14 protein-coding genes are annotated in these 13,368 nt (G+C 35.4%); 12 read left to right on the forward strand and 2 right to left on the reverse strand.

The features are described 5' to 3' along the window. Window positions 1-723: 723 nt before the first annotated feature. The 6 genes from COE49_RS07050 (at window position 724) to COE49_RS07075 (ending at window position 7,006) form a co-directional block, all read left to right on the forward strand. The gene (locus tag COE49_RS07050; protein ID WP_098253163.1) at window positions 724-2,043 is read left to right on the forward strand and encodes an aromatic amino acid transport family protein; all 1,320 of its coding nucleotides are present in this window, start codon (window positions 724-726) and stop codon (window positions 2,041-2,043) included. A gap of 359 nt (window positions 2,044-2,402) precedes the next feature. After that, complete coding sequence (locus COE49_RS07055) at window positions 2,403-2,879, forward strand: heme-degrading domain-containing protein (RefSeq protein ID WP_088229759.1); 477 nt, start codon at window positions 2,403-2,405, stop codon at window positions 2,877-2,879. 307 nt (window positions 2,880-3,186) lie between these two features. Next, entirely contained in the window at window positions 3,187-4,671 is a 1,485-nt protein-coding gene (zwf, locus tag COE49_RS07060; RefSeq protein WP_098945795.1) for a glucose-6-phosphate dehydrogenase, read from the forward strand. Window positions 4,672-4,858: 187 nt separating this feature from the next. Further along, window positions 4,859-4,981: an NAD(P)-binding domain-containing protein gene (locus COE49_RS07065; RefSeq protein ID WP_260985581.1), complete on the forward strand. Its 123-nt coding sequence runs from the start codon at window positions 4,859-4,861 to the stop codon at window positions 4,979-4,981. A 54-nt stretch (window positions 4,982-5,035) separates the two neighbouring features. Then, complete coding sequence (fsa, locus tag COE49_RS07070) at window positions 5,036-5,704, forward strand: fructose-6-phosphate aldolase (protein WP_088229757.1); 669 nt, start codon at window positions 5,036-5,038, stop codon at window positions 5,702-5,704. Window positions 5,705-5,938: 234 nt separating this feature from the next. Next, complete coding sequence (locus COE49_RS07075) at window positions 5,939-7,006, forward strand: lactonase family protein (RefSeq protein ID WP_088229756.1); 1,068 nt, start codon at window positions 5,939-5,941, stop codon at window positions 7,004-7,006. A gap of 126 nt (window positions 7,007-7,132) precedes the next feature. Here the strand turns inward: COE49_RS07075 and COE49_RS07080 are convergent, their stop codons facing one another. Beyond that, window positions 7,133-7,309: a DUF1272 domain-containing protein gene (locus COE49_RS07080; protein ID WP_088229755.1), complete on the reverse strand. Its 177-nt coding sequence runs from the start codon at window positions 7,307-7,309 to the stop codon at window positions 7,133-7,135. 195 nt (window positions 7,310-7,504) lie between these two features. Here COE49_RS07080 and COE49_RS07085 point away from each other — a divergent pair, with 195 nt between their 5' ends. Beyond that, window positions 7,505-8,326 (forward strand): pentapeptide repeat-containing protein, encoded by an 822-nt coding sequence (locus tag COE49_RS07085; protein WP_088229754.1) that lies wholly within the window; start codon window positions 7,505-7,507, stop codon window positions 8,324-8,326. A gap of 20 nt (window positions 8,327-8,346) precedes the next feature. Further along, window positions 8,347-8,883, forward strand: coding sequence for a hypothetical protein (locus COE49_RS07090; RefSeq protein WP_088229753.1), 537 nt, complete (start codon window positions 8,347-8,349; stop codon window positions 8,881-8,883). A gap of 18 nt (window positions 8,884-8,901) precedes the next feature. Here the strand turns inward: COE49_RS07090 and COE49_RS07095 are convergent, their stop codons facing one another. Next, complete coding sequence (locus tag COE49_RS07095) at window positions 8,902-9,786, reverse strand: DMT family transporter (RefSeq protein ID WP_088229752.1); 885 nt, start codon at window positions 9,784-9,786, stop codon at window positions 8,902-8,904. 458 nt (window positions 9,787-10,244) lie between these two features. On the opposite strand from COE49_RS07095, the gene COE49_RS07100 reads away from it, so the two are divergent. The 4 genes from COE49_RS07100 to COE49_RS07115 all read left to right on the forward strand — a co-directional run bounded on the left by COE49_RS07100 (window position 10,245) and on the right by COE49_RS07115 (window position 13,307). Further along, window positions 10,245-10,652 (forward strand): MerR family transcriptional regulator, encoded by a 408-nt coding sequence (locus tag COE49_RS07100; protein ID WP_025149265.1) that lies wholly within the window; start codon window positions 10,245-10,247, stop codon window positions 10,650-10,652. Between the two features lie 119 nt (window positions 10,653-10,771). Continuing rightward, a complete protein-coding gene (locus COE49_RS07105; protein ID WP_088229751.1) occupies window positions 10,772-12,100 on the forward strand; it encodes a hemolysin family protein in 1,329 nt (442 codons plus the stop codon). Window positions 12,101-12,152: 52 nt separating this feature from the next. Further along, complete coding sequence (locus tag COE49_RS07110; RefSeq protein WP_088229750.1) at window positions 12,153-12,566, forward strand: ATP synthase subunit I; 414 nt, start codon at window positions 12,153-12,155, stop codon at window positions 12,564-12,566. 192 nt (window positions 12,567-12,758) lie between these two features. Next, window positions 12,759-13,307, forward strand: a complete 549-nt coding sequence (locus COE49_RS07115; protein WP_088229749.1) for a DUF2179 domain-containing protein — start codon at window positions 12,759-12,761, stop codon at window positions 13,305-13,307. Window positions 13,308-13,368 lie beyond the last annotated feature (61 nt).

The raw sequence follows: 13,368 nt of genomic DNA on the forward strand, positions 1-13,368 counted from the left end.
GGGATATAAATATCTTTATAATGAGTAACCTTGATAGGTAATGTGTTATTGTATTTTTTTACTAACTAATCCAACTTTAAACACTTGAAATAATTGCTACATACTAACTGTAAAATATTATCCATGTAAAATTATGGCCGTTAAATATTTCTGAAAATATAAAAATATTAATTTTATAAATATACACGTTATAATGAGGGCGTCGAGAGAAAAATTTATTATCTCTGGAGAAAATACAAAAAATGCAATTACTAGTAAGAAAGGTGTGTGATTAGAGGCGAAAGGTATTTAAAATGCTTTAGTGGCTTGTGTAAGCAATAGCATTTATGCTGACGAAGTTATTAAAGTAATGCACAGAGTCGAGAGACAAATGCCTCACAAATTAAGAGAGGCCGGTTTATCTGAAATTACTGTTAAAAGTAAAAAGAGAGAAACCATTAAGGTAATAAACAGTTAGTAGAAACGTTGTAACGCATTTAGGAAATCTATTCTATATTGTTCTCTTAGCGGGTCTTTATATAAAAGGTCAGTATTATGAGTAAACTATTTTGTGAACGCTAACAATTATATAATGAGGCCGACTAGCGAATGTTTCAATTTGGATTCATTTTGATGAAGGACATACATGTGGGGCAACTTGTAAGTCATTCATTTTTTCAAAAGGAAAATATTCGTTAGCGATAAAGAGAGACGTAAGAATAGGAGATAAGGGGGATTTATTATATGAACGGTAATACTGCAAAAAAAATAGAAGTTCAAGCTGAAAATACCGCAATCAAAAATGAGAACTATCTAGATCCAAAAAAGTGGCATAAGCAGGATACTACTTGGGCACTCAGTCTATTTGGAACTGCAATTGGAGCAGGGGTGCTCTTCTTACCAATTAATGCAGGTTCAGGTGGTTTATTATCATTATTACTCATTACATTACTTGCATACCCAGTTATGTATTATTCACATAGGGCGCTTGCTAAAATGATATATGCTTCTAATTCTGCTGATGAGGGGATCACAGGTACAATTAGAGAGTATTTCGGAAATAAAGCAGGTATCATTTTTAACATCGTATATTTCGTTTCAATTTATACAATCGTATTAATGTATTCGGTTGCGCTTACAAATACTGCAAGTAGTTTTATCGTGCATCAATTGCACATGCCGGAACCTCCAAGAGCCATTTTATCTCTTGTATTAGTGCTTGGTCTTATCGCTATACTAAATTTCGGTCAAGATATTACCGTGAAAATAATGAGTATGCTAGTGTATCCTTTCATAGCTTCTCTACTGTTTATTGCAATATCTTTAATTCCACAGTGGAATACGTCAATGCTTAGCTTTTCAGCTGTTTCTACTGCTTCAACAGGAACAGGATATTTTGGAACGATATTGATGATTCTACCAATCATCGTATTCTCATTTAATCATTCACCTATGATTTCATCATTTGTTGTGAAGCAGAGAGCTACGTATGGAATCGAAGCCACTGATGCGAAATGTGCGCAAATACAAAAAGTTTGTTATATCATGACATTCGTTGTTGTTATGTTCTTTGTTTGGAGTAGCACACTAAGTTTGACTCCAGAGGATCTAAAAATAGCGAAAGAACAGAACTTATCAATCCTTTCATATCTTGCTAATGAGCTTAATTCGCCTGTAATCACAATTGCAGCTCCTATCATTGCTTTTGTGGCTATAACAAAATCGTTCCTTGGCCATTATATAGGAGCATATGAGGTAATGCGTGACGTAATTATTAAATTCGGTAAAACACGCGGAAAAGATATCGAAGAAAAAACAGTTAAGACAATGGTTCTTACTTTTGTCGTATTAACATGCTGGTACGTTGCTTATGCAAATCCAAGTATTCTTGGAATTATTGATGCTCTTAGCGGTCCGTTAGTTGCTGCCATCTTATGTCTATTACCAATGTATGCGATTCGTAAAGTACCAGTACTGGCTAAATACAGAGGGAAAATGAGCAATGTATTTGTCGTTATTATAGGTATCCTTACGGTCTTAGCGAGTATTAAGTCATTATTCTAATCACTATTGTTAATTTTAATGTGATCTGAAAAAAGAAGAAGATTATAGATAAGATATAACGATTTTGGGACAAACTTCTCCGGTTGGAGAGTTTGTCCCTTTTTTTATGTTTTCTCTATGATATTCACTTAAAAGAAGTTCTTAATAAACCAATTAATAAAAGTACACAAAATGTTTAGTGTCGATAGCACTTTACAGTACATACATTTTTGTTGCGTTAAATATAATTCATAATAGCACCAGTAAGAAGAGAGCAAGCTTTACGCTAGTAGATCCAGAAGTATTGAAAGGTCGCACGATAGAGTCACATAATTTCAAAAATATCAATGTGGTAGAAAGCGATTAGGGAGGTTAAATGTATGAGTACTTCAAATTTGAATGAAATAAGTAAACAAATTTTAATAGAAGAGGAGACACTTCAGTTTTCTTCTTTTACAAATGAAGATGCGTTGCAATTAGGCTTATTTATCGTTGAAACAGCGAAGCAAGAGGGGAAAGTGATTGCTGTTGATATAGCCAAAAACGGTGTGCAATTATTTCATTTCAAGATGACAGGGACAACTGAGGAAAATACGAAATGGATTGAACGTAAAAAACGGGTCGTTTCCCTGCATAATCATAGCTCGTATTATATGCAGATACAAAGTGAAATAACTGGCGTCTCATATAATGAAAAATATCTTTTAGATACTTCGGAATATGCTGCGTTTGGTGGATGTTTTCCTGTTCAAATAAAAAACGTAGGGGTAATCGGAATGATAACAGTCTCCGGATTACCACCAGAAGAAGATCATGAATTGGTTATAAGGGCAGTTAAAAATCATTTACAGCAATAATAAAAAGGCAAAAATGAACATGTTTCTGTTCGTTTTTGCCTTTTTATTATTTGGCTACCAGCATTTAATAAACAGACAAAAGTGGAAAATCTTTAATTCGAGATATTTTATATTAATTTCAATAAGTAGGTAGGGTGTAGTAATGCTTTGAATTGCCGCTATTAATGTTGGGGACAATTAGAAAGCGACAAATATAAAAAAATAGAAGCTAATAGCTTTTTGCATTGTATAAAACTGTGAATTAGCCTTCTGTACAGTTCATTTTTACCATATTGACAATGACTATACACCACGAGGGGGACTGAAATTGGAATCGATGACCTTTGTTTTATTTGGAGCAACAGGGGACTTAGCTAAAAGAAAAATTTACCCCGCATTATATAACTTATATATAGATCAAAAACTTCCAAAGCAAATATCCGTTATTGGGCTTGGAAGACGTGAAGTATCTCATGAAGATTTTCAAGGAAAAATAAAAGACTCAATAGAAACTTTTTCTCGGAGCAGAGAGGAAGGTGCTCCAAAAATAGAGGATTTTTTAGAGTATTTTCGTTATTGTCCGTTAGATGTGAATAAGCCGGAAGATTATAAGAGGTTGTTACAAGTCGTTCATGAAAGGGAAGAGGAACAAAATATAACAGGGAATAGAATGTTCTATCTTTCAGTTGCTCCTGACTTTTTCGAGACAATAGCATTAAATATTAAGGAAAGCGGACTTGCTAAAACAGATGGATGGAAACGCTTGATGATTGAGAAACCGTTTGGGCACGATCTGAAGTCTGCTCGTGAGCTTAATGATAAGCTTAGTCGAACGTTTGAAGAAGATGAAATATACCGTATTGATCATTATTTAGGTAAACCGATGATTCAAAACATTGAAGCGCTTGAATTTGCAAATCCAGTTCTCCAATCGATTTGGAATAAAGAACATATAGCGAATGTACAAATAACAGCTAGTGAAACGGTTGGGGTTGAAGAAAGAGCAGGATATTATGATCAGGTAGGAGCCATTCGTGATATGGTTCAAAATCATATGTTACAAATATTAATGATGACTGCTATGAACCTTCCGGAAAAGATTAACGCCTCTGAAATTCGAGAGGAAAAACGAAAGGTAATGGAGACTCTTCGTAGAGTGAAAAAAGAAGACGTTCAGAACCATATCGTTCGTGGGCAATACGCTTCAGGTGAGATAAAAGGCGGGCAAGTTGTTGCGTATAGAGAGGAACCAGGAGTAGATCCTTCTTCTAAAACAGATACGTTTGTTGCTGCTCGCTTATGGATCGATAATCCATTTTGGACTGGCGTTCCATTTTATATACGAACAGGCAAAAGAATGAAAGAAAAATCTACTCGTATTGTAATTGAATTTAAAAATACGTTAAAACAACAATATCAAGATACGAATCCAAAGGCAGAGCCTAATTTGTTAATGATTGAAATTAGCCCAAATGAAAATGTTTCACTGCAATTAAATAGTAAAAACCCGTTGAAAAATGGAGAGCTTGAACCGATACGTATTCATTTTACTTGTGAGCAAACAGGAGTGGGCATACCAGAAGCATATGAAAGACTCATTTATGATGCTGTATGTGGAGATTCTACATTCTTTGCCCATTGGAAAGAAGTTGAATTATCATGGGAATGGGTACAGCCAATTCTTGAAGCATTCGAGGAAAACGTATTGCCTCTTTACGAATATGAGTCTGGTTCATATGGACCAGATGAGGCGAATGCCTTATTGCAAGAAAGGGAATTTAAATGGTGGTTAGATGGGGAATTGAAAAAATAAGTACGTTCTTAAATGAAGGTATTTAGAGTGAAGTTTACTATTGAAACATGTGCAGGAGCTGAAGCTAAGGTCATGCATTTACGACAGAAAATGTTGTCTAATACGTAAAAGTTATATGAAAAAAAGGTATTCATGATTTTAGTGATATGTATTTATGATAAAGGGTAATTTAAGTGGGAATTATATTATGAAAGTAGGATTAATTGGCTTAGGTAAAATGGGATTGAATTTAGGGAGATATTTAATTAATCATAAACATGAAGTAGCAGTTCTGCGCAATGAATTCGGCGGACATGCAGTCGAGAAGTAATAAAAACCCTAAAATTATAACTCGTTAACGTTTAAAAACTGGAGGGAATTGATCATGAAATTTTTTATTGATACTGCAAATCTTGAGGACATAAAAAAAGCATATAAACTAGGAGTTTTAGCTGGTGTTACAACGAATCCTTCTTTAGTAGCAAAAGAGGGCATTAAGTTTGAAGACCGTATTGCAGAAATTTGTCAGGCAGTACCTAAAGTTGAATCTGTTTCGGCAGAAGTAACGCCAGATGCTGTTACAGCTGAAGAAATGATCGCTCAGGCAGAAGAGTTGATTAAAATTAACGGTGGCGATAAAAACGTCACGATAAAACTTCCAATGACGCTAGCAGGGCTAGAAGCTTGCCGCTACCTTACTGAAAAAGGTGTTAAAACGAACGTTACACTTATTTTCACTGTGAACCAAGCACTTTTAGCTGCTCGAGCAGGTGCAACGTATGTTTCTCCATTTTTAGGTCGCTTAGATGATATTTCTGAAGATGGCGTACTATTAGTTGCTAAAATTGCTGAATTATTCGATATTCATCAATTAGATGCACAAATTATTGCTGCTTCTGTTAGGCACCCAGATCATGTAACTCGTGTTGCGATGGCAGGTGCTCACATTGCAACAATTCCTTATAAAGTAATTGAGCAACTTGCTATGCATCCATTAACAGACCAAGGTATTGAAAAGTTTGCTGCGGATTGGGCAAAAGCGCCTAAGTTATAATGAAGTGAGGCTGCCATTCTTCAAAAAAGCATGATAGTTATGAAAAGGACCTCCTTATGAGAGTGAAGTTTGTTAAAACATATCCCTCATAAGAGAGAGTCTTTTTTCGTATATAGTAGGATAATATGGTAAGTTATAAAGAGGGACTCCGACTTTTTAGGATATTTTTTAATATAAAATAGTTTAAAGCTTTAGTTACGAAGTAGGATGAACAAAAACGATAGGGAGAGAGTTATGAAAATGACTGATAACAAAAAATTTATTGGATATGTTGGAACGTACACGAAAGAAAATAGTGAAGGAATATATACTTTTACTTTAGACACGGAAGCAAAAAAAATTAGTAATGTAGCACTTGCGGCCAAACTGGATAACCCTACATATGTAACCATTACCCGAAATAATCAATATCTCTATTCTGTTGTAAAAGAAGGAGAAACTGGCGGGATAGCTGCTTATTCGATTGATAGTCATACTGGAGAGCTTAAGGAGAAGAACAGACAAGTAGTAGAAGGTGCGTCTCCTTGTCATATTAGTGTTGATAGTGGAAATCATGTGGTAGTTACAGCAAATTATCATAAAGGAACGATTGAGTCTTTTGAAGTAAATGAAGAAAATGGAACGGTAAATTCAGCTTCCTCTATCATTACACATGAAGGTTCGGGACCGAATAAAGAAAGACAAGAAAAACCACATGCGCATTACGCGGGATATACTCCTGACGAAAAATATGTGGTGGGTGTTGATTTAGGAATAGATAAATTAATTACATATGAAATGAAAGATAGTACATTAATAGAAGTGAATAGCTTGTCTGTGAATCCAGGAAGTGGTCCAAGACATATTACTTTTCACCCGAATGGAAAGTACGCTTATGTGATGACGGAACTTAGTTCAGAAGTCATTGTATTAACGTATAATCCTGAAGGAGGATCCTTTACCGAATTGCAGTATATTTCTACCATTCCAGAACAATTTGATGAAAATAGTCAAGGAAGTGCGATTCATATTTCTTCTGACGGTCGCTTTGTATATGCAGCTAATCGAGGTCATAACAGTATTGCTGTATTCAGTGTAGATCAACATTCAGGTCAGCTTACATTTGTTGAACATACATATACAGAAGGAAATTGGCCGAGGGACTTCGTGTTAGATCCTACTGAAAAGTTTCTTGTTGCGACAAATGAAAAGTCGCATAATCTTGTACTATTTTCAAGAGATGAATCTACAGGGAAGTTAACGCTCATCCAATCTGATGTTGTTGTGCCGGAGCCTGTTTGTGTTAAGTTTTTAAATGTTTAAGTTGTGTTGAAGCTGAATGCGTATAGAGATGTCGTTATTTGTTGGTAAGTCGATATATTAAAAAAATCGTTGATATAATTTCATATACCTAGAAAACAATAAAAGCAAAGCGATATCGCTTTGCTTTTATTGTTTCTTTTTCGGTCTACGTACCAATTCGCCCCCGCAGTTTGGACAAACGTTTTTTCTTTCTTCTGTACATGGTGCACAAAATGTACATTCATACACGCAAATGTATGCTTCAGAATCTTGCCCCAGTGATTGATCGCAAATTTGACAGTTTGTTTTCATTTCTAGTGCCATTATAGTTCTCCTTTTAATTTGAATATTTACAATTTAATTATAATTCATCGAATAGAAGCTGTCTTTTTCAATTGAAAGGAAAATGACTGATAAAGTTATGAATTGAGATGAAAAATGCCTGTTTCTATTAAAATTGATTATTTATTGCAGTTAGAATATTATGAAATAGTCAAAAGACAACAGGGGGTATAGATTTTGACTATTCATAACGATCATTTAAAAGCGAACTGCGAAACATGTTTCGGTCTATGTTGTGTGGCGTTACCGTTCGCAGCATCGGTAGATTTTGCAGTGAATAAAGATGGGGGTAAACCGTGTTCCAACTTACAATCAGATTTTAAATGTAGCATACATAAAAATCTGAGAGGGAATGGTTATAAAGGTTGTACAGTATTTGAATGTTTTGGCGCTGGACAGAAAATTTCTCAAGTTACGTTTAAAGGGATTGATTGGCGGAAAGATGCTGAGCATGCAAGGAAAATGTATGATGCTTTTCCGGTTATGCATCAGCTCCATGAAATGCTTTGGTATTTGAATGAGGCTATTCTTTTAAAGGCGACGCAGTCAATTCATAAAAAACTAAGTAGAGCGATGGAAGAGACGGAGCGTCTTTCAAATTTAAATGCGGACGAGTTAATGAAAGTAAATATTCCATTACACCGTGCAGAAGTAAATGTTTTACTTTTAGAAACGAGTGAGCTAGTTTGGAAGGAAATGAATGCCGCGCGTAAGAAGCGAATTAGTCACCGCGGAGCAGACCTTATGGGAGCGAATCTGAAGAAGAAAGATTTGCAAGGAGCGAATTTAAGAGGCGCATATTTAATTGCGGCTAACTTAAATGGTGCAGACTTACGAGGAGCAGATCTCATCGGAGCAGATTTGCGGGATGCAGATATTCGCGGGGCGGACTTTACAAATAGTATTTTTCTTACGCAAGTTCAAATTAATGCAGCGAGAGGGGATACACATACGAAATTACCGAAATTGTTGTCCCGTCCCGCGCATTGGAGTGCGTAAAGAGTATGGAGTGAGCTAGTTTGGATATGTTTCAGTATTTAGAAGAGATGCAAGAGGATATCTTTTCGTTATCAGTAAAGCAAGTGGAAGTGAAGTATTATGGTATTTGCAGCACGTTAGCATCAGGTGCGCACGCCGAGCGAATTAAAATGATTCGATTAGATTCATACGAAGAGAGTGTGGGAAAAGGCTTGAGGGAAACATTAGAAATTGCTGAAAGTGAAGAAGTAAAGGCAATTTATTTTGAGTATGATCTCGATAATGAATGGAATAGTCAGTTTTATATTTGTGAGGAGTATGTTCCGCTTGAAGAAGAGGATGATGATTGGGCTTCTGAATGGACATATGATATTGAGGGACCGAAGGCTATAGAATTAGCGAATCTGTATGATGAGAACGGTTTTGATACAAGCGAAAAGGCAATGGGTATTACTTTATATTTAATTGCAAGAACGGTATGTAGTTTTATAAGTGCATGTAGTGAAGTGCGAAGTAATATACAAATTTGCATTGGTTTTCACGATCAAGACCCAATTATGCGAACAGGCAGAGATTAAAAATCTCTGCCTGTTTTTTTATTTCTTTTCAAGAGTGGTAATTAAAACGCTACATATAATAAGAATACCACCAATGAAAAAGTTGCTATTTAATGTCTCGTTTAAGAGAAACCAACCAAGTAACGATCCAACGATAGGTTGGAAGAAGAAAAATAATGAGCCGATGCTTGCGTCCATTAATTGTAATCCTTTATTCCAAAGGAAAAATGCACCTGCCGTTGAGATGATTCCTAAATAAAGCACACCTAATAATACGTACATGTTCATATGGCTAATAGGATTGGATTGGAATTCCAAAATCATAAAAGGTGTGATGAAAAAGAGTGAAAAGAATATTGCGTACGTTGTAATAACTAGTGATGAAAAGCGGACTGAAGCAATTTTTACATAAATGGATAGTAAAGCCCATGTGATAGCGGCTCCAACTAATATAATTGTACCGATAAAATAGGAGCCAATTTCAATATCCCATCCAATTACGATAATGACACCGATTGTCGCTATGATAGTAGATAGCATTCTACGGGCAGTTAGTTTTTCTTTTAAAATGAGCGCTGCAAATATAACCATAAATGCAGGTGTAGCTGATGTTACTAAAGAGCCTGTATGAGCGTCGGATAGTTTTGTTCCGATGAATTGACATGTGATCGAAATGAAATATCCGATAAATCCAATCCAAGCGAATAGGAGCCAGTCTTTTTTGCGAATGGTTGTTTTTTTCTTTTGTTTTTTCTCAGCTATTTTCAAAATGGCATATAAAACAACAAAAGCGATAATAAAGCGTAGCCAAACGAGTGTAAGCGGTGGGATAAAGTCGAGTACATATTTGCTAACAACATACATACCGCCCCATATACTTGCTGCTAGTGATAAACAGATAGCTCCTAAAATTGTTTGTTTCATTTGAATTACCTCCGTCTATGTTTAGGGTTAGGATACATTCCCTAAGACGAGGCATAGCGCACTTGTTATATGAATGCCCGTCTTAGATTATAGACGGCCTACAGGTTGATCGTTTTCGAATGAAGTGTTGTAGTACATGTATATATCCCCCTTTTAATTTTTATAATGATATTATAACTTAATTTTCAGTTTATTGGGGTATGTATTGTGTGGATCTGATTTTTGAAAATGGAGTAGTATGTTCTAAAAGTAAGGGGGGGTGAGAAGGGAAAAGATTTCATTAATATATTTCGTTAATTTGATAATCTGATTATTTAGTTGAAATCATAGTTTATAAATGTAAGAGAAAATGTGGGGATTTGTATAAAATGTGAATGATAAACCATCACGTTTGACTGTACAGTTTGTGTGTTGTATGATGATAGTAATATAAACAAGGGGGGAAGATCGTTGGGAAGGTGTATCGAATCGGACAGTTGGCTCTCATGGCTCACGTGTCGAAACGAACGATTGATTATTATACGAATCTAGGTATCTTAAAAGCGGAGCGATCTCAATCTAATTATCGCTATTACGACGAAACAGCATTTGAGACATTACAATTTATTGAGAAGTGCAAAGAAATGCATATGCCGCTTTGTGAGATTAAAGAGAAAATCGAGGAGAAGAAGAAGCTGCTCGGTATCAATGAACACGTTTCGAAACAAGTGAATGAAGTGACAGACCATATTCATCGATTAGAAGCAGAGTTAACGGAGTTAAAGCCGCTTTTAGATGAGTTGACTGATTCACAACGTGAAAAAATATCGAAATCTTTATCTGGTCAAACGACAGCTTTAATACAGACACTTGCTCTATTATTATAGAAAAAGTGAAATCCGACCTCTTTAATTTTTGTATCGGGCTATGTTTTCTCATGAGCACATAAGAAAACATTATAGTATACAGGAGGTGGACACCTTAGTTTTTTAACTAAGGGGATTCATTGGGAATATTTAATTTAGTCATGGTTGCGATTTTAATCGCATTTACTGGATTTTTCGTAGCAGCAGAGTTTGCGATTGTAAAGGTGCGTTCAAGTCGCATTGATCAGCTTGTTGCGGAAGGGAAACGCGGTGCTTTAGCAGCGAAAAAAGTAACATCAAATTTAGATGAATATTTATCAGCTTGTCAATTAGGTATTACGGTTACAGCGATGGGACTAGGTTGGTTAGGTGAACCGACGATAGAAAAATTATTACATCCGTTATTTGAGAAATTGAATTTAAATCCTTCTATTTCATCAGTATTAACGTTTGGTCTTGCATTTATGACGATGACGTACTTGCACGTTGTAGTCGGGGAATTAGCTCCGAAAACGATGGCAATTCAAAAAGCTGAAAAAGTGACATTGTTATTTGCGGGTCCGTTAATGATGTTCTATAAAGTTATGTATCCGTTTATTTGGGTGTTGAATAATTCTGCTCGTGTAGTAACTGGTTTATTCGGTTTGAAGCCAGCTTCTGAACATGAAGTAGCTCATTCAGAAGAAGAGTTACGTCTTATTCTTTCAGAGAGTTACGAAAGTGGAGAAATTAATCAAGCTGAATACAAGTATGTAAATAACATCTTTGAATTTGATAATCGTATTGCGAAAGAAATCATGGTACCGCGTACGGAAATCGTTGGTTTCTATCTTGAAGATTCAGTAGAAGAGCACATGAAAGTAATCCAAAATGAACGATACACACGTTATCCGATTTTTGGAGAAGATAAAGATGATATTATCGGTATGGTCAATGTAAAAGATTTCTTTATTCGATATATGAACAATGATAAAGAAGATTTATCATCGATTCGCACGTATATGCGTCCGATTATTGAAGTGATGGAAACGACTCCGATTCATGATTTATTACTGCAAATGCAGAAGAAGCGAATTCCGATGGCTGTTTTATATGATGAGTACGGAGGAACAGCTGGAATTGTAACGCTTGAAGACATATTGGAGGAAATCGTCGGCGAAATTCGTGACGAATATGATGAAGATGAAGCACCACCAATTCAACATGTGAACGAGCAACATATCATTGTTGATGGGAAAGTACTTATTTCAGAAGTGACAGATTTATTTGGATTACACATTGAAGAAGATGATGTGGATACAATCGGTGGCTGGATTATGATGCAAAATCATGAAATTGAAGAAGGACAACACGTTGAGGCGGAAGGTTATGAATTTAAAGTGTTAGAAAAAGACGCTTACCAAATTAAACGTGTTGAAATTCGTAAAATGGAACAAGAACAAGAAGAAGAGAAAGCGGCAACTGTGTAAGTTGCTGCTTTTCTTCTGAAATATAAAAAATGCGAGATTAGGAGCGGATATTTTGATTCAAGCAGCCTTACGTGTATATCGATTACAATTGTATGTGATCTTTAGTGGTTTACTACTTATGTGGACGATTACTCCGTTTGGAAAACAAGTAACAGGATTTGGTATCGGATTAGCTGTAAGCGCATATTGCCTTTGGTTATTAGCTCGCAGAGTGGAGAAACTTGGGAAAAGTATCGTAATGAAAGAAAAGGCTCCTGGATTAGGAGTTTTAAACCGGTTTGCAGCTGCTATATTAGGGGCTATCATTATGTATGAAATTGAGCATGAAATGGAAATGTGGGCATTTGGTACAGGTATTTTAGGTGGTCACTTTTTAATGATTGTGAATTTAGCTTATGCAAATATGCAGTTAGTGAAAGAAGAAGAGAAGCGAAGAGAGAAGGCTTCTAAAAACATAGAGCTATGATAAAGGGGCCTAATGGAGGTTCCTTTTTTGATTTTAAGAAAGTAATCATAACTAAACGACAAATATAATACGCTTCTTTTTTTCGTTTTTCAATAGTATGAAAAATAATAAAAAAAAATTTAAAAACCCATCGATTTCTAAAGCTTATGTATGTTATTATGACAAAAGACTTTTGGAAAGAGGTGGATACCAATGTTACAAGCTCTACTTATTTTTGTGCTTCAAATTATTTATGTTCCTATATTAACAATCCGTACGATTTTGCTTGTAAAGAATCAAACAAGATCCGCTGCTGGTGTAGGATTGTTAGAAGGTGCTATTTACATTGTCAGTTTAGGTATTGTGTTTCAGGATTTATCAAATTGGATGAACATTGTCGCCTATGTCATCGGCTTTAGTGCGGGACTATTATTAGGCGGTTATATAGAGAATAAATTAGCGATTGGATATATTACGTATCAAGTTAGTTTACTAGACCGTTGTAATGAATTAGTAGATGAATTACGACATTCAGGATTTGGCGTTACAGTATTTGAAGGTGAAGGTATTAATTCTATTCGTTATCGTTTAGATATCGTCGCAAAACGCTCTAGAGAGAAAGAACTTTTAGAAATTATTAATGAAATTGCACCGAAAGCGTTTATGTCTTCGTATGAAATTCGTTCATTTAAAGGTGGATATTTAACGAAAGCGATGAAGAAGAGAGCGTTGTTGAAGAAGAAAGATCATCATGCATCGTAAGAAAAGGGAATGGTGCAGCTTTAAAATTCAGTTTAATCAAGGCGCACTATGATCTTATATT

Origin of the sequence: Bacillus sp. AFS029637, from assembly GCF_002584985.1 — a bacterium.
Classification (GTDB): Bacteria; Bacillota; Bacilli; order Bacillales; family Bacillaceae_G; genus Bacillus_A.